Source organism: Limnochorda pilosa, from assembly GCF_001544015.1.
GTDB classification, from domain to species: domain Bacteria; phylum Bacillota; class Limnochordia; order Limnochordales; family Limnochordaceae; genus Limnochorda; species Limnochorda pilosa.
The window spans coordinates 239,779-258,464 of record NZ_AP014924.1 but is presented as its reverse complement, the minus strand read 5'-3'; the positions used below and the strand labels follow the sequence as shown (position 1 = coordinate 258,464).

The following is an 18,686-nucleotide window of genomic DNA, read 5'->3' as shown; positions in this document are numbered from 1 at the left end:
CCCGGGGCGGTTCACCCCATCCTCCCTGTCCGAGGGAGAGGAGGAACACCCCCCAGCCGACGAGTCACCTCCCTTGGGCGACATACCTCCAAACCATCTCTTGACAGCATTCGCGGCAAGCTCCTATAATAGCATCAACTTGCAAGGCCCCGACAACCTATTGCCTGCATCCAGAGTGGCGGAGGGACTGGCCCGATGAAGCCCGGCAACCGGCGGCTCCATTTGCCGTGCGGTGCCAAATCCTGCAGGACCTTTTCGTAGGGGTCCTGGGAGATGCGGGGGAGAACGTCACCCGTTGCTCTCTCATCCCCGAGGGAGCTTTTCCTTTGCCCCGCCACCCTCGGATGCCGGCCCAAAGGAGCATGAGACCATGTCGGCGGTGGGTCTGGTCTGTTCCCATTGTGGCGCGCGGTATCCGGTGTCGGCCCAGTACGTCTGCACCCAGTGTTTCGGTTCCCTGGAGGTGGCCTACGACTGGGACGCGGTGCGCCATCGCCTCACCACGGAGCCCTTCCCCTGTCACGTCCCAAACTTGTGGCGCTACCGGGCCCTCCTGCCCGTGGGCGGCGGGCCCCTGATCGACCTGGGCACCGGCTTCACCCCGCTTCTGCGGGCCGACCGGCTCGCCCGGGAGTTGGACCTGGAGGAGCTCTGGATCAAGAACGACACCGTCAACCCCACCTACTCGTTCAAGGACCGGGTGGTCTCGGTGGCGGTCACCGCCGCCCAGCAGATGGAGATTCCCGTGGTGGCCTGCGCCTCCACCGGCAACCTGGCCGGCGCCCTGGCGGCCCACGCGGCCCGGGCGGGCCTTCCGGCCTACGTCTTCGTGCCGGCGGACCTGGAACCCGAGAAGCTGCTGGGGGCCGCCGTCTACGGCCCCCAGGTCGTCGCGGTGCGGGGCAGCTACGACCAGGTCAACCGGCTCTGCGTCCAGATCGCCGACCGCCTGGGCTGGGGCTTCGTGAACATCAACCTGCGGCCCTTTTACTCTGAGGGTTCCAAGACCCTGGCCTTCGAGACGGCCGAACAGCTTGGCTGGAGCCTGCCCGATCACGTGGTGGTCCCCGTCGCGGGCGGCTCCCTCCTGAGCAAGATCGGCAAGGGCTTCCGCGAGCTGCTGGACCTGGGCCTGGTCTCGGGAACGCTGCCCCGGATCTCGGCGGCCCAGGCGGCGGGTTGCGCGCCCGTGGCCCACGCCTGGGAAGAGGGCCGGGACCAGGTGCAGCCCGTGCGCCCCAACACCATCGCCCGCTCCCTGGCCATCGGGAACCCCGCGGACGGTGCCCTGGCCCTGCGCACCATCCGGGAGAGCGGGGGTGCCGCGGCGGCGGTCACGGATCGGGAGATCGTGGAAGGTATCCAGCTCCTGGCCCGCACCGAAGGCATCTTCGCCGAAACGGCCGGCGGTGTCACGGTAGCGGCCCTGCGGCGGCTCGTGGAGCGCGGCCAGGTGAAGCGCGGGGAACGGATCGTGCTCTACATCACCGGCAACGGCTACAAGACGGTCACTGCCCTGGAGGGCACGGTGCAGCAGCCGCCGGTGCTCGAGCCCCGCTTTGCCGAGTTCGAGCGGTGGTACGGCTCCGCCCCGGCACCGATCCGCCAGGCGGTCTGACCCCCTGAGGCAGGTGCGGCACCAGCTCGCAGCAGTCCATGCGACATAGAGGAGGTAAACCCATGCCCAGGTTCGTCATTCCAGGACTGCTCCAATCGATCACCGCCGGGGAGCGGGAGGTGCCCGCCGAGGGCGGCACGGTGGCCGAGGCGCTCGCGGCTCTCACCCGCCTGTATCCCGAGGCCCGCAGCCGCCTCTTCGCCGAGGACGGCACCCTCCGCACCCACGTCAACCTCTTCGTCAACGAGGAGGACATCCGGTTCCTGCGCGGGCTGGAGACGCCCGTGGCCGAGTCCGACGAGATCCTCATCATCCCAGCCATGGCCGGCGGCTCATAGCCCGGCCGGGCGTGCTCTCACCTGGGGCCGGCGGCGCCCTCGGCGCCTTTCATGAGCCAGACGAGCCGTCCTCCAGGGTGGGCGTCACCGGCACTGCATCCGGATGGCTCGCCTCGTTCCCCACCGCCCGGTGGCGGGTGCCTTCCCGAAGCTGGGCGGTGGCCACGACGCGGAGCCCGTCGTCGGGTCGCTCGCCGTACGGGGTCACGTTCTCCCACACCTGGTTCTCGACCCGGCCGGCTCGCCGCCTCGCGCAGGCCCACCAGGTCCAGCACGTCCTCCACCCGCCGGCGCCGCTCCCGGGTGTCCGAGAGCCCCTTCAGCCCGTATTCCGCACCCTTTCTCAGCAGGATCCACGGAGTTTTGCATAGAAGCGTCTCGTGAGTCGGAAACGCTGCACGATAATTGGTGCGAGTGACGCGAGACCCGCGATTGCGGTTTCGCCGGAGCAGACAGGGCTGCGGCCGCCGGATACGCAGCCTTTCCCCCGAAACCGGGGGAGGGCCACTGGATCCCAGCCGAGAGCGTTTCGCCATTCGTCATAGAGGAGCGGCGGTCCTTTTGGCCCGCCTCTGCCAGCAGCTGCGCATCCGTCCCATCGTGAACGCCATGGTCCGGTGGGATCCCACTCAGTGCAAGGTCTCGCCGGGAACGCTCGTCGTCGCCCTCATCGTCAACCTCCTGCTCGATCGCGAGCCGCTCTACAAGGTAAAGGAGTTCTACCGCCAGCGCGACCTGGGGTTGCTCTTCGAGGAACCGGTGGACGTGGAGGCCTTGAACGACGACGCCCTTGGGCGGGCTCTCGATAGGCTGGCCGAGATCGACCTTCCCCAGCTCCTCCAGACCGTAGGGCTCTCGGCGGTCCACCTGGGTGAGATGGAAGTGCGCGCTCCGTGCACGCCGACACCACCTCCGTCTCGGTCTACGGCGAGTTTGAGCCGACAGAGGGTGACCGGAAGTTCCTCGAGGCACACCCGGGCAAAGAGCTGGTGAGGATCAGCCGAGGTTACATCCTCGATCTAGCCGGCTTTGGGACGGAAATCTACGTTACGCCGATGACCAAAGTTTGAAGTCTCGTTGCTCCTAAAAAAGGCCGGTGTATGACTCGAAGGGTGCGGAATGTGCGTTAGGGAGGAGTACAAGCCGCTGTTCCAGGTACGTAACAGCAGGCCTCCGACGGAAGCTCTCGTTCATGACCCTCGTTTGCGCGTGCTGCTCCGTCATCAACGCCCGGGAAGGGATGGTTCCGTTTCCATGGAATGTGAATAGCAGCAATCTCGCGGCGATGGGGCGGTCCGCCTCGATCGCCCTTGAGGGGAGACTCCGAAGTGGACAGCTTCTATGCCAGGCTGGAAGAGGCGGTAGGCGGACGTGCCGTGGCTATTCGTGTGCGCACCCGCCTGACGCCTGCCGGTGGAGCTCACGAGAAGGTTTTCCCGCCCACCTATCAGGGAGGCCGGTATGCCCTGGAGAAGCGGCTGGTCGACGGGAAGGCTGTGGACGTCGTCCTCCTGGATTCGGTGGCATCCCAGGCCAACCGCATGGAGCTCGCTCTCCTCGCCGCGTGGCAGCGCGGCAGCCTGCGGTTTCCCTTGCTCTCCGTAGACTTCGGGACCTGGGAGGACCTGCCCATCCGCAGGATCACGGCGCTCGAAGCGCCACACCGGATTGCCGATGCGGTCTTTCGCGACAGCTTCCTCGACGGGACGGCCTTTCGGGACTCGGAGCCGGGACGTCGGTTCGTGGCAGCGCGTGTAGCCAACGCCACCGCGATGCTGGAGCTGTGCCCAACGGCGCTCATCTTCGGTGTCTGGGACTCCACAGGTCCTCTTGGAGGTCTTGGGGCCAAGTTCCAGCGCGCGCTCGTCTCCGAAATCGTCGGATTCGATGCTGTGGTGGGGGTGCGCACCGCAAGCCGGGTGGATCCCTTACCGATCAGAGCCGAGGTGCCAGTCTACCAGGCCGAGCCGGGTCAGGGGGCTCCTTACGGGTGGACCGTCGAGAGCAGCAAGGCGCAGCGGGATGCGAAGGGCGTCGAGAAGCCCTTCCGGAAGAAAGGAAAGGCTTCGGAACTCAACCTCGGGAACGTCACCCCAGACCTGGTGCGGGAAGAGCGAGGCAATGAGCCCCTCCCGGGCGGGGTGACCATCAGCCACGCCGAGCAGACCACCCTGCTCTCGCTCGTCGCGCTCCGACGCCTGGGCTTCCCCAAGCCGGCGACGGGGGAGCGCTCGCCGGAGGCGGACCTCGCTGCGCAGACGCTCCTTGCCTCCCTATCTCTGGCAGCTGTGGTCCACCAAAGACAGGAAGGATACGATCTTCGGTCCAGGTGCCTTCTGCTCCCGGACGATCCCCAGGTCTTCGAGTTCCTCGGCCCGGATGGCAACCTTATCGACACACCGGTTACCCTTGGGGTGGAGGAGTCTGTCAACGTCTTCGAAGACGCCGTGCGGAGGGTCCGTGAGGTCGGTCTGCCCTGGCCGACCCGGGGAGAGGAGGAGATCAGGCTCACGCCGTCCGAGGAGCTCGTCCAGCTCATCCGCCTGAGCATGCAGCGGGGTACGTTGTCCGAGGGCGAGGAGTAGGGCCGATGTTCGGGCTCGAGATTCGCTACCTGACGGGCCGGGCGGTGGCCCAGTCTGTGGAGGATCGGAGCGTCCCCGAATGGCCTCCGCATCCCGCGCGGGTCTTCTCGGCTCTCGTGGCTGCGTTCTGTGAAACTGGAGCCGCCCAGCCCCACAGGGCCTTCCTGGAGTGGCTGGAACTACAGCCCCCTCCAGTGATCTCGGCCTCCGACGCCGAAAGGGCTGACGTCCCGATCCACCACGTTCCGGTCAACGACGTGCGGGCTCCTCAAGCGAAGGCTGCCGGCAACGGTGACTTTGCCGCGGCCAGACGCCTCCTCCCAGAGGCCAGGCCCCGCCAGCCCCGGACCTTTCCTTCAGTGATACCTCACCGTCCGACGGTGTACATGACTTGGCCTGATGCCACGCCCTCCCAGGCCCTTCTGGAGGCGGCGGCGGAGCTCGCAGGAAGGGTCGCCTCGCTCGGGCACTCCTCCTCGTTGGTCTCCCTGCGTCTTTGTGAACAGCCCCCAGCTCCCACCCACGTCCCGACGGAGCCTGCCGCAGACACGGTGGTGCTCCGGGTCACCTTCGAGGGTCAATTGGAAGCCCTGGATCGCTCCTACCAGCGCAGGGGTGAAACGGGGGTGTGGGGCCTTCTCCCATCCCGTGCGCAGGCGTACCGGACGCTAGGGGAGGCTACGGAGGGCCAGCGCGCCCTGAGCGGTGTGTTCGAGGAGATGCTGGTCTTCCGCAGGGTGGCCGGGCCGGTGCTCCCCATAGTTGCCGCTGACGCTGTGACGCAGCTATTCCGCGCGGCGGCCATGGCTCAGTGCCCGGAACCCGTTCCTGAAGCCCTGTCCGGTCATAGGGCCGACGGGGCGCCATCCACCCGGCCGCACGTCGCGTTCGCCCCACTTCCCGATGTGGGCCGCCCGCACGCAGACGGGCACCTCATGGGGCTTGCCGCCTTCTTGCCCAAGGGGCTTGCCGGCTCCGAACGCCTGCAGGTTCTGCGTGCCCTAGGGAGGGTAACCCGGTTGGTGATGGGCCGCCTGGGTGAGTGGGAGCTCGAGCGCGTGACGGGCACCCCGCCCCAGAGACAACTCACCCCGTCCACCTGGATGAGCCCTTCCACGCGGTGGGCCACGGTCACCCCGCTGCTCCTGGACCGGTTTCCGAAACGGGAAGGGGAGGAGGAAGAGCTGGTCGCCCGGGCGTGCCGCTGGGTGGGCCTGCCTGAGCCGTCCTTCGTCCTCACTTCGGTCCAATCGCTCTTCGAGGGTGTTCCCGCCTCGCACGCCTTCCATCGCGAGCCGTGGAGCAAGGGCCGGGCGGCTGTGCACGCACTGGTCGCCTTCGACCAACCCGTCGCTGGGCCGCTCCTTCTCGGGGCGGGCCGCTACCGTGGCCTCGGCCTCCTGCGACCCTACCGGCGTGGCCGCGGCATCAGGAGGGACGCGTCATGATCACCCCCGATGCCTTCGCCGGTTTCCTCCAGGCTCTCCACGGTCATGACCCGTTCCCCTGGCAGGAGCGCTTGGTCCATCGGGTGTTGGAAGGGCCGGGGTGGCCTGAGGCCATCGGACTACCAACCGCAGCGGGCAAGACCGCGTTGATCGACATCGGCGTCTTCGCGCTGGCGGCCGAGGCATGCCGCGGGCCCGCGGACCGGCGAACGCCCAGGAGGCTCTTCTTTGTGGTGGACCGTCGCGTGGTGGTCGATGCGGCCTTCGAGCGAGCCCGGAAGCTTGCGGAGTCACTTCGCGAAGCCTCGAGCGGCGGCGAGGGTATCCTGCGGGAGGTGGCCACCGCCCTGGGACGGTACGGTGGGGAGGTCCCCCTCCAGGCGACGATCCTTCGAGGCGGGATGCACCTGGACCACGGGTGGGCCCGCTTTCCGGCTCAGCCGATGGTCTGCGTCTCCACCGTGGACCAGGTCGGGTCACGACTCCTCTTTCGCGGGTACGGGGTGAACGGCTCGAAGCCGAACAACCTTCTGCCCATCCAAGCAGCCTTCCTGGGCAACGACGCGCTGATCCTGCTGGACGAGGCGCACATGTCGGACGCGTTCGCCGCCACGCTCAAGGCGATCGCTCGTTACCGAACGTGGGCGGAGGCGCCCGTCTCGTCGCCCTGGGCGGTGGTGCAGATGTCCGCCACCCTTCGGGAGGAGCCGGCGGGAGTCTTCCGGGAGAACGACGAGGACCGTAGGCACGAGGTCCTGGGCCCCAGGCTCACCGCGAGCAAGCCTGCACGCCTGGTGAAGGTGCCGACGGCCAAGGCAACCGAACGGGATCCTCGCGCCCGACGCAGGGCCGAACGGGAGAACATGGAGAAGCTGGCCGCCCACATAGTTGCAGAAGCCCGACGCGTCCAGCAGGAAACGAAGGCCCGCACGGTGGGCGTCATAGTCAACCGGGTGGGGACGGCGCGCCGGGCTTTCTCTGAGCTTGCCGGCGATCCCAGCATCGAAGCGTTGTTGCTGATAGGGCGGTCCCGTCCGTACGAGCGGGCCGAAGTGCTGGACGAGTACCTGCCCCGTATTCGGGCCAGCTCCTCGGTGGGTGTGGACGCAGAGCGACCGCTCTTCGTCGTGGCCACCCAGTGCATCGAGGTCGGGGCGGACCTGGACTTTGAGGTCCTCGTGACCGAGTGTGCCCCTATTGACGCCCTGCGGCAGCGTTTCGGGCGCCTCGATCGTCTCGGTCGCCGGGGCACGAGCCAAGCGGCCGTGGTGGTTCGAGCGGACGCGGTGACGGGCAAGAGCCCGTCGGATCCCATCTACGGCCCGGCGCTGGCCAGGACCTGGGCGTGGCTTGAGGAACACGCCACCAAGCAGCCCGGGACCAAGGTGCGTACCGTCGACCTCGGCACTGCTGCCATGGACGCCATCCTTCCCGAGGGTGAGGCGTTGGCCGAGCTCTGCACCCCCGCGCGGCCGGCTCCGGTGATGCTACCGGGTCACCTGGACCTCTGGGTACAGACGAGCCCCGTGCCTCGCCCCGACCCGGACCCGTCCCTCTTCCTCCACGGGCCCGATGCGCAGCCTGCGGATGTTCAGGTGGTCTGGCGGGCGGACCTGCCTGAGGACCCATCCTTGTGGCGGGACGTGGTGACGCTCCTCCCGCCGACCTCAGGCGAGGCGCTCGCCTTGCCTGTCTGGGCCGTCCAGCGCTGGCTCGCCGGGGGCGCGGTGGACGACGTGCCGGACCTGGAGGGTACGCCGCGGGCCGAGGAGCCGGAGGGACCGGCAGGGGCAAGGCGCGTGGCGCTCAGGTGGATGGGGCCCGATGCGGATAGGACGCAGCCTATCACCCCCGGGGAGATCACTCCTGGTGACACCATCGTGGTGCCGTCCTCCTATGGCGGGTGCGACCGCTTCGGCTGGCATCCGGCCTCCTCCCTCCCGGTGGACGACCTGGGCGATCGGGTGTCCGCCAGCGCAAGGGGCAAGGCCGTCTTGCGGCTTCACGGTGCCCTGTTGGATCAGGCTCTTCGAGAGGACGTCCCGGCGCCGGTCCCGGACCTCCTGGAGAAGCTCCTCACTGCGGTTCGACAGGACGAGACCCGGTCCGGGGTGGTGCAAGCAGAGCAACGGCTCCTCGAGCATCTGCCAGAGCTCGATCAGGCGCCGGGGTGGATGAAGACCGCTGCCGGGGCGCTGGCCCGGGACCCCTCTCGACGGCGCTTCGCCCACCCGGCAGGGGAAGGGGTGCTTCTGGTTGGCGGTCGCTTCCTTCACGACCCGGTAGAGGTCATGGCGGGACTGACGGACGAGGACGATGAGACGTCGTTCGTAGGGGGGGTGCCGCTCGCCTCGCACCTCCAAAGTGTGGCGCAAGAGGCCAAAGCGACCGCCCAGGCGTGCGGACTCGCGGAACGTGTGGTTGAGGTCCTCGAACAGGCTGGCGCCGCTCACGACCTGGGCAAGCTGGACCCCCGTTTCCAGCTCCTCCTTCATGGCGGAGACGAAGTGGCGGCTGCCGTGGCGGAGGCCCCGCTCGCCAAGTCACCGATGCCAGCCCGCTCACGGGCCGGCATTCAGCTTGCACGACGCGCCAGCGGCTTACCTGCAGGGTATCGCCACGAGGCGACATCGCTCCTTCTCGTGGAAGAGCAGGCCCGGGGCCGTGAAGGGTGGGAGGAGTGGCAAAGGGAGCTCTTCATGCACCTGGTGTCGAGTCACCACGGGTGTGGAAGGCCCTTCATGCCTCCCGTAGATGACCACCAGGCACCTGTAGTCTCTGTCGGACATGCAGGAAGACGGTTTGCCCTCAGACCTGACGGCTTCGCGAGGCTGGACGGCGGGGTCGCGGAGCGGTTCTGGAGGCTGACCCGGCGGTTCGGATGGTACGGCCTGGCCTACCTGGAGGCGGTGCTCCGGCTTGCGGACCACCGGGTCTCCGAGAGGGAGGGGTCGGCATGAGCGAACACATCGCGATCGGCCCACCGGGGGAGAACCTCCTGGGGTTCCTGGCGACGATGGGGACGTTCAGAACCTTGACCGAGATCCGGCCTTCGAGCGACGTCCGGATGCGATGGCAGTTGCTCCCCCAGGGATGGCGGCCGGCTTGGCATGTTGCCCCAGACGTCTCTCAGGAGGCGCTTGTCGAAGCACTGCACGAATACCTGAGTGCGAGGGACGGGGCGCCCGAGTTCACGGCCCTTGGGAACAGCCTCCCCGTGGAGGGACCAGCGTTTGCCGCGTTCGCTCGCCAAGCGGCGGACGCTGCGGGAGCGACGGATCGGAGGCTCGCGGACTTTGCGCTGGCTTACGGCTGTGAGCTCGTCACCAACGATAACGGCCGCATCCAGGACACGGCCCTTCGGACGGTCGGTGCGGGACAGCAACGGTTCTTCGACATGATCGGAAAGCTCGTGCGGGGTACGAAGCCCGAGCACATCCGTCAGGCCCTCTTCGAGGTTTGGCGCTATCGGGACCCAAGCCCGGCCATGCGCTGGGACCCGGCGGATGATCGGCGCTACGCGTACCGAGCCGACGACCCGAAGGACTCCAAGGAGTTCCCCATCCGAACCGAGCGCGGGGCGAATAGGCTCGCCATTGAGGCGCTCCCGTTCTTCCCGACAGCCATCGTGGGGAGGATGCTCTTCACGGCCTCCTTCGTGCGCAACGAGCGCGGCTGGGCCACACGCTGGCCCATTTGGGAGCCGGCGATCCCTCTGGACGTTGCGCGCTCGCTGATGACCCACCCCGAGCTCGGGCGCGAGCGACCTGATCCGAGAAGGCTGCATGCGCTGGGGGTAGTGGAAGTGTTCGAGTCCCTGCGGTCCACCGAAGACCGGTACCGGAACTTCTCGGCCGCACGAGCGCTCCTTGGCGCTGGTCCACGGGAGGTCGTTGCGGTCTAGGGGGACCGACGGAGACGGAATGCCTTTGCCTTGTCTTTGTACCTTGACAATTGAAAGAAGCCGGGTGGTGAAGACGGGAGCAGTGACGAGACTCGGTCCACGGTTCGAGCGCTCCAGTGAGCACGAATCGCCTGGCGGTGCTCGAAAGCTCGACGCAGACGGAGTCGCGCGGTTGGTGCGCGTGCCAGAGAGACCCCTGCTCCACTGGAGCCAAGGGGGGTGCTCGAAAGGAAGGGCGAGAGAGCCCTAGGGAAGCGTCCTGCACAAGGAGGGGTGACCACCGCTGGAGAGCGGTGGCTCCGTTGAAGCGTCGATATCGACGTGGCAACCGGCGTCTCGTTCGCTGGTGACCACCGCTGGAGAGCGGTGGCTCCGTTGAAGCGTCGGCGCGCTGCGGGACCTCATCGCCAAGCTCCCGTGACCACCGCTGGAGAGCGGTGGCTCCGTTGAAGCGACTACGCCGAGTGGGGCGTGACGGACTTCGCGTCGTGACCACCGCTGGAGAGCGGTGGCTCCGTTGAAGCCAGCGGGCTTGGAGCGGCGTCTGAACGAGTTGTCGCGTGACCACCGCTGGAGAGCGGTGGCTCCGTTGAAGCCCACCGTTGCGGAACTCGTGCCCATTCACGGCATCGGCCGTGACCACCGCTGGAGAGCGGTGGCTCCGTTGAAGCTGGCCGCAACGTAGCGGATCGTGTTGATGAGCCACGTGACCACCGCTGGAGAGCGGTGGCTCCGTTGAAGCCGGCCACCAGTCGTTCGGGCCGCCCTTCGGCTGGCATGTGACCACCGCTGGAGAGCGGTGGCTCCGTTGAAGCGCGGGGCGGCCTGCGCCGTGTTCCGGTTGTACTTCTCGTGACCACCGCTGGAGAGCGGTGGCTCCGTTGAAGCACGTATATCGGAACCTTGCCGCCCCCAAGCCACCTGTGACCACCGCTGGAGAGCGGTGGCTCCGTTGAAGCATCGAGTGTGGGCACGGGGCGCGGCTTCGACGAGGAGTGACCACCGCTGGAGAGCGGTGGCTCCGTTGAAGCGTCAGGACGCGCCGCAGGGGCGCCACGCATCCACGAGGGTGACCACCGCTGGAGAGCGGTGGCTCCGTTGAAGCGCGTGGACGTGCCAGAGGACCTGTATCTGCGCCTGAAGTGACCACCGCTGGAGAGCGGTGGCTCCGTTGAAGCGCGTGGACGTGCCAGAGGACCTGTATCTGCGCCTGAAGTGACCACCGCTGGAGAGCGGTGGCTCCGTTGAAGCTGACCAATATCACCCCAGGGCGGAAGACCTTGGTGGTGACCACCGCTGGAGAGCGGTGGCTCCGTTGAAGCGCTTCCATGGGTCTGGTCTGCATTGACGTGGATGAGGTGACCACCGCTGGAGAGCGGTGGCTCCGTTGAAGCCACTGGATTCCGATTCAACAGGTTGCGGGCGGAGGCGTGACCACCGCTGGAGAGCGGTGGCTCCGTTGAAGCCAGATCATCCTAAGATGGCACGGGTCGGCCCTCTCGTGACCACCGCTGGAGAGCGGTGGCTCCGTTGAAGCCAGGCAGGCAAGCAGCACGCCGTGGCTCGTACCCTGGTGACCACCGCTGGAGAGCGGTGGCTCCGTTGAAGCAAGAAACGCCTCGGTCGCCAAGACGTCCACGAACTCGTGACCACCGCTGGAGAGCGGTGGCTCCGTTGAAGCGGGCCCAGCATCTTCAGCAGGGCATCGATTGGGGCGTGACCACCGCTGGAGAGCGGTGGCTCCGTTGAAGCTACGCATTCCCCGGCGCCCGGCTGCTCGACCCTTTCGCGGGTGACCACCGCTGGAGAGCGGTGGCTCCGTTGAAGCATACGTGAGCGCGAAGGGTGGTGGATAGTTAAGTACCGTGACCACCGCTGGAGAGCGGTGGCTCCGTTGAAGCCTCCTCTCCACCGGTTCGCGCATCTCCGCGGCCCTGTGACCACCGCTGGAGAGCGGTGGCTCCGTTGAAGCCCTTGGCCGCCCGCAAGCGCCGGAGCGCCGATTCTGGTGACCACCGCTGGAGAGCGGTGGCTCCGTTGAAGCGCGCTCCGCGTCCACGTCTCGATGGCGGCCCGCTCGGTGACCACCGCTGGAGAGCGGTGGCTCCGTTGAAGCGTCCGGCTCCCTGATCCTGCGCGACGGCCAAGTGATCGTGACCACCGCTGGAGAGCGGTGGCTCCGTTGAAGCATGGCCCTGTCGCTCCCCGTGGGGGCGCTGACGTTCGTGACCACCGCTGGAGAGCGGTGGCTCCGTTGAAGCCTGGTACTACCAGGGAACCATCAAGGGCCTCCCGGGTGACCACCGCTGGAGAGCGGTGGCTCCGTTGAAGCGCCTCCGCCTCCCAGCGTCCGCACCTACGCACGATTAGTGACCACCGCTGGAGAGCGGTGGCTCCGTTGAAGCCACGGGGCCCTGACCAGCACGACATTCCCAGCCTCGGGTGACCACCGCTGGAGAGCGGTGGCTCCGTTGAAGCCCGTAGTCTGGCATCCTCCGCCCTGCCTCCCAGCTAGTGACCACCGCTGGAGAGCGGTGGCTCCGTTGAAGCGAGCAAAGCCGGATCGCCTTCACCACCCTCCTCGGTGTGACCACCGCTGGAGAGCGGTGGCTCCGTTGAAGCTGGTACCAGAGGCGGCGCGTCTACACCCTCCTCCAGCGTGACCACCGCTGGAGAGCGGTGGCTCCGTTGAAGCCGCCGCTGGACCGCCCAGGCTGACTGGCAGCAGGTGGTGACCACCGCTGGAGAGCGGTGGCTCCGTTGAAGCCCGGGCTAGGTCCACGGACGCGCCCTCCACCTTCTTGTGACCACCGCTGGAGAGCGGTGGCTCCGTTGAAGCATGATGAAGCACAGCGCATAGTACGGCGGCCTGTTCTCGTGACCACCGCTGGAGAGCGGTGGCTCCGTTGAAGCTCTCTGTTAGTCACAACATCGAGATGAAATGGATTTGTGACCACCGCTGGAGAGCGGTGGCTCCGTTGAAGCAACGGCACCCTCCACTGACTCATGCGGGCTGGGCCACGTGACCACCGCTGGAGAGCGGTGGCTCCGTTGAAGCGAGTACTGGAAGGATCTCAACCTCCTCCCGGTCATGGGTGACCACCGCTGGAGAGCGGTGGCTCCGTTGAAGCCCTCCTATGCAACCCCAAGATCCACGCCCACCTTGAGTGACCACCGCTGGAGAGCGGTGGCTCCGTTGAAGCGACAACGCCCGCCTGGTCCACCCCGAGCAGTATCCGAGTGACCACCGCTGGAGAGCGGTGGCTCCGTTGAAACCTCATAGACCCGCGCGACCGCGCCCACCTCCGGGCTGGGGATCCGCCCCGTGGCCTCGAACTTCTCTCCTACGGCCGGGATCACGAACCCCGTCCTCACCTCTACATGGCCTTTGAGACTTCCTTCACCCTCACGGACCTCGAGACCGGGAAGGTGTACCCCTTCCGGCGGACCTTCGTCGCCTCCTCCGAAGAGCGGCGTGCCGCCAGGAAGAACCGCCGGCGCAAGATCACCAAGCTCTGCGAGGCCATCGACAAGGTCCAACGGAACCTGGGGCTTCGCACCCTCACGACCCCTGAGGCCGTGAAGGATCGAATGAAGGGTCTGCTGGCCACGGCCAAGCTCGAAGACGCCTTCGACTGGTCCGTGGAGGGGCAGGGGCGAGCGATGCGCCTCCAGTTCACCAAGAACGAGGCCGCCTTGCGACGCCTGCAGCAACTCGACGGGGTCTACACCCTGGTGACCAACCTGGGCCCTGAGTACACGAACGAGCAGTTCCTCGAACGCTACAAGCGCCAGTACCTCTCGGAGCGGCGCTTCGCCGACCTCAAGGGCCCGCTCCAGGTACGGCCCGTCTTCTGGAAGAGAACCGGCGCATCGCTTCGCTGGCCTTTGTGCTCTACGCCGCCCTCATGCTCTACTGCACCTGGAGCGGGCGGCCAGGAAGAACCTGACGGCGACGGGTACCACCCTGACGGACCCCTACACCCGCAAGCCGCTCAGGCAGCCCGGCGCCTGATGCTCGCCTTCGAATTCTACGCCGTCCAGCGCCGCCAACTGGCCGGGGATGTCGAATACCTCGTCCCCCGTCCCACACCGCTCCAGCAGCAGATCTTCGAGACGCTCGGCATCGACCGCCCGCTCCACTTCCTGGACACCTCGTCTCCCGAGCCCCAATAGTCACTTGTCTAACTGCGAAAAACAAGCCTAGCGCTCCGCCAGCGGCACCAGGGCCCGCGGCGGGGGACCCACGTACTCGGCCCGGGGCCGGATGAGCCGGTTGTTCTCGTACTGCTCCAGGAGGTGCGCGCACCAGCCGGTGATGCGACTTACGGCGAAGACAGGCGTGAAGAGATCGGTGGGGATCCCCATGGCCCCGTAGGCGATGGCGGTGAAGAAGTCGGGGTTGGGGTGCATCCCCTTTTCCTCCTTCACCACCCGCTCCACCTCCAACGCGATCTCGAGCCACGGACCCACTTCGGGTCGATCGCGGAGGGCGGTGAGCTCCTCGCGCAGGAGCTCGGCCCGGGGGTCGAAGTGCTTGTAGACCCGGTGGCCGATGCCCATGATGCGCTCCTTCCGCTCCAGCGCGGCGCGGGTCCACGGCGCAGCCTGGGAAGCCTCGCCGATCTGCTCGAAGGTGCGCCGGGCCGCCTCGTTGGCGCCGCCGTGGAGCGGCCCCTTGAGGGCGCCGATGGCCCCCACGACGCTGGAGTAGATGTCCGAGAGGGTGGCCGCGATCACCCGGCCGGTGAAGGTGGAAGCGTTCAACTCGTGATCCGCGTGGAGGGTGAGCGCCATGTCCAGGAGGCGGGTGTACTCAGGGTCGGGGGCGCGGCCCTGCAGCATGAAGAGGAGCTGCCAGGCGGTGGATCGGCCGGTGGGGTCGTGCTCCACCGAGGGTGGGACGGGAGCCAGCCCCCGGCGCAGGCGCCCGATGGCGGCCACCAGGGTGCCCATGCGGGCCACCAGCCGCATCACCACCCGCTTGCGGGCGGCCGGGTCGGTGCTCTCCCCGTCGGGATCGTAGTGGCCCAGGATGGAGATGCCGGTTCGCAGCAGGTCCATGGGCGCCTCCTTCGGGAGCTGGCCCAACCGCTCGAGCACGGCGCCCGGCAAGGGGCGCAGGCGCTCCAGTTCCTGCGCGAACGCCTCCAGCTGGGACCGGGTGGGTAGCTCGCCCTCCAGGAGCAGGTAGGTCACCTCCTCGAAGGTGGCCCGCCGGGCCAGGTCGGGCACCGGGTAGCCTCGGTAGGTGAGCTCGCTTCGCTCACCGTCGATGAACGAGACGGCGCTGGAAGCGGCGACGACGCCTTCCAGACCGCCCCGGGTCGCGCTCATGTCATCACGCTCCTTCCGAGAGGTAGCTCCTCGCGATGACGATCCTCTGGATTTCGTTGGTGCCCTCGTAGATCTGGGTGATCTTCGCGTCCCGCATGTAGCGCTCCACCGGGAAGTCCTTGATGTACCCGTATCCCCCGAAGATCTGGACGGCGTCGGTGGTCACCTTCATGGCCATGTCGGAGGCGAAGCACTTGGCCATGGAGGAGTAGCGGTTGGCCCGCACTAGCCGTCGCCCTCCCCGGCCTTCCTCCTCCACCATCTCCGCCGCCCGGTAGACCAGCCCCCGTGCGGCCTCGATGCCCATGGCCATGTCGGCCAGCATGAACTGGATCGCCTGGAACTGGGCGATCTCCCGGCCGAACGCCTTCCTCTCCTGCGCATACTGGAGCGCCGCGTCGAAAGCACCTTCGGCGATCCCGAGGGCCTGGGCGGCCACCGACGGGCGGCTTCGGTCCAGGGTGCGCATGGCGACGGAGAAGCCCTCGCCCTCCTCGCCGATGCGGTTCTCCTCGGGCACCCGGCAGTCGTCGAAGAGGAGCTCGGCGGTGTTCGACGAGCGAATTCCGAGTTTCCTTTCGATGCGGCCTACGGAAAAGCCTTCATAACCTTTCTCGACAATGAAGGCCGAGATCCCCTTGGGCCCTGGCCCGCCCGTGCGGGCGAAGGTGGTCACCACGTCGGCCACGCCGCCGTTGGTGATGAACTTCTTCTGTCCCGTCAGGCGGTAGCCGCCAGGCTCCCGCACCGCCCGGGTCTGGAGCCCGGCCACGTCGGAGCCCGCCTCGGGCTCGGTGAGGCCCATGGCCGAGAGCCACTCGCCGGTGGCCAGCCTGGGCAGGTAGCGCTGCTTCTGCTCCTCGGAGCCGGCCACCAGGATGGGCAGCGCCCCCAGCCACTGCACCGCGAGGATGATGGCCGAGCCCGCGTCCACCTTGGCCAGCTCCTCCACCACCAGCACCTGGGTCAGCTCCGAGGCGCCCACGCCCCCGTACGCTTCGGGAATGGCCAGGCCGTAGAGCCCTGCCTCCCGGTAGGCGTCCACCACCTCCCAAGGGAACTCGTCCTTCTCGTCCCACTCGCCCGCGCCGGGAGCGATCCTCTCGCGCGCGAGCTCCCGCACCATCTCCAGGATCTGCCGCTGCTCGTCGGTCAGCTTCAGGTCCACGTCCATCCGTTTCCCCTCCCTGCCGGTGCACTCTGGCAAGCCGAACGTCCCAACCAGCCACGCGTGAGCCGCGCGCCTCGCGGGTTCCCGTCAGCCCTCTGCCAGGGCCTCGGCCACCAGCTCGGCGATGTCCTTCACCGGCGGCGCCTCGGGCCGGCCCACCTCCTGGGCGGCGGTGCGCACCCCGTCCTCCATCATCAGCATGCAGAAGGGGCAGGCGGTGCCCACCACCTCCGCCCCCGTGGCCAGCGCCTGCCGGGAGCGCTCCACGTTCACCCGCTGGCCGGGCCGGTCGTCCATGAAGTAGCGCCCACCGCCGGCCCCGCAGCAGAAGCTCTCCTGCCGGCTCCGCTCCATCTCCACCGGCTCCCCCGCGACGGCGCCGACCACCGCCCGCGGCGCGTCGTAGACGCCGTTGCAGCGCCCGAGGTAGCAGGGGTCGTGGAAGGTGATCCGGGCCCGGTCCAGCGGCTTGCTCAGGGTGATGCGCCCTTCCGCCAGGAGCCGCTCGATCAGCTCGCTGTGGTGAATCACCTCGTAGTGCCCGCCGAAGGCGCCGTACTCGTTCTTGAAGGTGTTGTAGCAGTGGGGGCAGGTGGTGACGATCCGCTTCACCTGGTGGCGCGCCAGCGTCTCGATGTTCCGGCGGGCCATGGTCTCGAAGAGGTACTCGTTCCCCATGCGCCGGGCCGGGTCGCCGGTGCAGCTCTCCTCCTCGCCCAGCACGGCGAACTCCAGGCCGGCCGCGTGCAGGATCCTGGCCAGCGCCCGGGCCGTCGACTGGTTCCGCTCGTTGAGCGAGACGGCGCACCCCACCCAGAACAGGTAGTCCACGGGCCCGGTCTCGGCGATCTCCTTCACGTAAGGCAGGTCCCGGTACCAGTCGGTACGGCCGGCCTGGGTGCCCCGGAAGGGGTGCGCCCGGTCCTCGATGCCCTGGAGCGCCTGCTGCGGCGTCTCGTCGATGGCCGCCTCCTCCATCACCTGGTAGCGGCGGAGGTCGACGATCTTGGAGACGTGTTCGATCTCCACGGGACAGACCTCGACGCACGCGTGGCAGGTGGTGCAGGACCAGATGGTCTCCGGATCGATGGAATGGCCGACGATCTCGAGCCCGGGGAACTCCGGGGGTGCCTCTGCGGTCGCGGTGGCCCCGCCCGTCGCGGAAGCAGCCACCAGCAGCCCGGGAGCCAGGCCCGTGGTGAGCGGCACCGCGGCTTGCTCGGCGGTGAGCCCCCGCATCTGGCGCTGCAGGTCCAGGATGAGCTGCTTGGGGTTGAGCGGCTTGCCCGCCGCGTGGGCCGGGCAGACCTCCTGGCAGCGGCCGCACTCGGTGCAGGCATCCAGGTCCAGAAGGTCCTTCCACCCGAAGTCGGGCAGATCCCTGACCCCCAGCCGGGGTGCCGTCTCCAGGTCGATGGGCCGCAGTGCCCCCCGGGGCTCCAGGTTCCGGAAGAGGATGGCGGCGGGGGCCACGAAGAGGTGCATCAGCTTGGAGTAGGGGACGTACGCGAGCCAGCTGAAGGCCGTGACCAGGTGGAACCACCAGAGGAAGCGGTGAAGGGCGAGCTGGCTGGGCAGATCCCGCGCCCCCGAGGCCTCCAGCAGCCTCCCCGTCAGGTAGCCCACGGGCGACCAGGCGCCCCACGGATCCTGGGTGGCCACGATGCGGAGTCCCTCGATGAGGTACCCCTGGATCAGGATCAGGAGGAAGCCGGCCAGGAGCACCCCGTCGGAGAGTACGCCGTGGGTGAGGCGGGGCGGGCGCAGCCCGTAGCGCTGGACCAGGGCCAGGGTGACGCCCACGATGGCCGCCAGGCCGAAGAGGTCCACGGTGAGCGACTGGAAGTAGAGGTAGAAGGGACCCTGCATGATGGGGATCCGCAGGTCCTCGTCGATCATGATCACCACCGTGGCCACGAAGAGGATCGCGAAACCCCACGAGAAGGAGAGGTGGGCGAACCCTGCGTACCGCTCCCGCAGGACCTGGCCCTGGGCGAGGGCGTCGCGCAGGAAGAGCCGCAGCCGGAGCCACGGCCGGTCCCAACGGACCTGGGGCTTGCCCATCAGCCAGCGCTCCACCCGGCGGCCCAACCCGTAGACGAAGATCAGGGCCGTGGGGAAGAGCAGAGCGTACATGACCCAGATGCCCTGGATGTTCCAGTAGACCTCGCGCGTCGGCGTGCCGAGAACGTCGGCCATCCGTTTCCCCCCGATCGGGCGGCCTCTCACCCCGGCCCAGGCCTCGATGGGTCCGCCCGGGTGCCGCCGCTCGCATGCCACCCCCA

At 67.9% G+C, this 18,686-nt stretch carries 12 protein-coding genes, 1 CRISPR repeat array and 1 riboswitch; of the genes, 8 read left to right on the top strand and 4 right to left on the bottom strand.

From position 1 onward, the window contains the following. The first annotated feature begins 163 nt into the window (after window positions 1-163). Window positions 164-280, top strand: a riboswitch (SAM riboswitch). Window positions 281-370: 90 nt separating this feature from the next. Continuing rightward, on the top strand, window positions 371-1,618 hold the full coding sequence (locus tag LIP_RS01170; protein ID WP_068133223.1) for a threonine synthase: 1,248 nt from the start codon (window positions 371-373) through the stop codon (window positions 1,616-1,618). Between the two features lie 62 nt (window positions 1,619-1,680). After that, window positions 1,681-1,956, top strand: coding sequence for a ubiquitin-like small modifier protein 1 (locus LIP_RS01165; protein WP_068133220.1), 276 nt, complete (start codon window positions 1,681-1,683; stop codon window positions 1,954-1,956). Between the two features lie 49 nt (window positions 1,957-2,005). On the opposite strand, the gene LIP_RS18750 is transcribed toward LIP_RS01165, so the two are convergent. Then, a complete protein-coding gene (locus LIP_RS18750) occupies window positions 2,006-2,164 on the bottom strand; it encodes a hypothetical protein (RefSeq protein ID WP_158509508.1) in 159 nt (52 codons plus the stop codon). Between the two features lie 353 nt (window positions 2,165-2,517). On the opposite strand from LIP_RS18750, the gene LIP_RS01160 reads away from it, so the two are divergent. From LIP_RS01160 to LIP_RS18265, 6 genes are all read left to right on the top strand, one after another. Then, the gene (locus LIP_RS01160) at window positions 2,518-2,949 is read left to right on the top strand and encodes a DUF4277 domain-containing protein (RefSeq protein WP_068133217.1); all 432 of its coding nucleotides are present in this window, start codon (window positions 2,518-2,520) and stop codon (window positions 2,947-2,949) included. Window positions 2,950-3,284: 335 nt separating this feature from the next. Beyond that, entirely contained in the window at window positions 3,285-4,541 is a 1,257-nt protein-coding gene (gene cas7g, locus LIP_RS01155; protein WP_068133214.1) for a type I-G CRISPR-associated RAMP protein Csb1/Cas7g, read from the top strand. Window positions 4,542-4,546: 5 nt separating this feature from the next. After that, on the top strand, window positions 4,547-5,989 hold the full coding sequence (gene csb2, locus LIP_RS01150; protein ID WP_068133211.1) for a type I-G CRISPR-associated protein Csb2: 1,443 nt from the start codon (window positions 4,547-4,549) through the stop codon (window positions 5,987-5,989). Then, the gene (gene cas3g / locus LIP_RS01145; RefSeq protein WP_068133208.1) at window positions 5,986-8,949 is read left to right on the top strand and encodes a type I-G CRISPR-associated helicase/endonuclease Cas3g; all 2,964 of its coding nucleotides are present in this window, start codon (window positions 5,986-5,988) and stop codon (window positions 8,947-8,949) included. Before csb2 ends, cas3g begins: the two co-directional genes overlap by 4 nt. Continuing rightward, entirely contained in the window at window positions 8,946-9,893 is a 948-nt protein-coding gene (locus tag LIP_RS01140; RefSeq protein WP_068133204.1) for a type I-G CRISPR-associated protein, Cas3-extension family, read from the top strand. The genes cas3g and LIP_RS01140 overlap by 4 nt, the downstream gene beginning before the upstream one ends. A gap of 273 nt (window positions 9,894-10,166) precedes the next feature. After that, window positions 10,167-13,169: direct repeats of the CRISPR family, unit length 36 nt; unit sequence GTGACCACCGCTGGAGAGCGGTGGCTCCGTTGAAGC. Between the two features lie 153 nt (window positions 13,170-13,322). Next, window positions 13,323-14,069, top strand: a complete 747-nt coding sequence (locus LIP_RS18265; protein ID WP_144440260.1) for a hypothetical protein — start codon at window positions 13,323-13,325, stop codon at window positions 14,067-14,069. A gap of 27 nt (window positions 14,070-14,096) precedes the next feature. Here LIP_RS18265 and LIP_RS01130 read toward each other — a convergent pair whose 3' ends face one another. The 3 genes from LIP_RS01130 to LIP_RS01120 all read right to left on the bottom strand — a co-directional run bounded on the left by LIP_RS01130 (window position 14,097) and on the right by LIP_RS01120 (window position 18,600). Beyond that, window positions 14,097-15,230 (bottom strand): citrate/2-methylcitrate synthase, encoded by a 1,134-nt coding sequence (locus LIP_RS01130; RefSeq protein WP_068133199.1) that lies wholly within the window; start codon window positions 15,228-15,230, stop codon window positions 14,097-14,099. 4 nt (window positions 15,231-15,234) lie between these two features. Further along, window positions 15,235-16,404 (bottom strand): acyl-CoA dehydrogenase family protein, encoded by a 1,170-nt coding sequence (locus LIP_RS01125; protein ID WP_068133197.1) that lies wholly within the window; start codon window positions 16,402-16,404, stop codon window positions 15,235-15,237. An 84-nt stretch (window positions 16,405-16,488) separates the two neighbouring features. Further along, the gene (locus tag LIP_RS01120) at window positions 16,489-18,600 is read right to left on the bottom strand and encodes a heterodisulfide reductase-related iron-sulfur binding cluster (RefSeq protein ID WP_068133193.1); all 2,112 of its coding nucleotides are present in this window, start codon (window positions 18,598-18,600) and stop codon (window positions 16,489-16,491) included. Window positions 18,601-18,686 lie beyond the last annotated feature (86 nt).

Bases quoted from the DNA above. Each gene is read 5' to 3' on its own strand.
- LIP_RS01170 (WP_068133223.1), top strand. From the start codon at position 371: ATGTCGGCGGTGGGTCTGGTCTGTTCCCATTGTGGCGCGCGGTATCCG.
- LIP_RS01165 (WP_068133220.1), top strand. From the start codon at position 1,681: ATGCCCAGGTTCGTCATTCCAGGACTGCTCCAATCGATCACCGCCGGG.
- csb2 (WP_068133211.1), top strand. From the start codon at position 4,547: ATGTTCGGGCTCGAGATTCGCTACCTGACGGGCCGGGCGGTGGCCCAG.
- cas3g (WP_068133208.1), top strand. From the start codon at position 5,986: ATGATCACCCCCGATGCCTTCGCCGGTTTCCTCCAGGCTCTCCACGGT.
- LIP_RS01140 (WP_068133204.1), top strand. From the start codon at position 8,946: ATGAGCGAACACATCGCGATCGGCCCACCGGGGGAGAACCTCCTGGGG.
- LIP_RS01130 (WP_068133199.1), bottom strand. From the start codon at position 15,230: ATGAGCGCGACCCGGGGCGGTCTGGAAGGCGTCGTCGCCGCTTCCAGC.
- LIP_RS01125 (WP_068133197.1), bottom strand. From the start codon at position 16,404: ATGGACGTGGACCTGAAGCTGACCGACGAGCAGCGGCAGATCCTGGAG.
- LIP_RS01120 (WP_068133193.1), bottom strand. From the start codon at position 18,600: ATGGCCGACGTTCTCGGCACGCCGACGCGCGAGGTCTACTGGAACATC.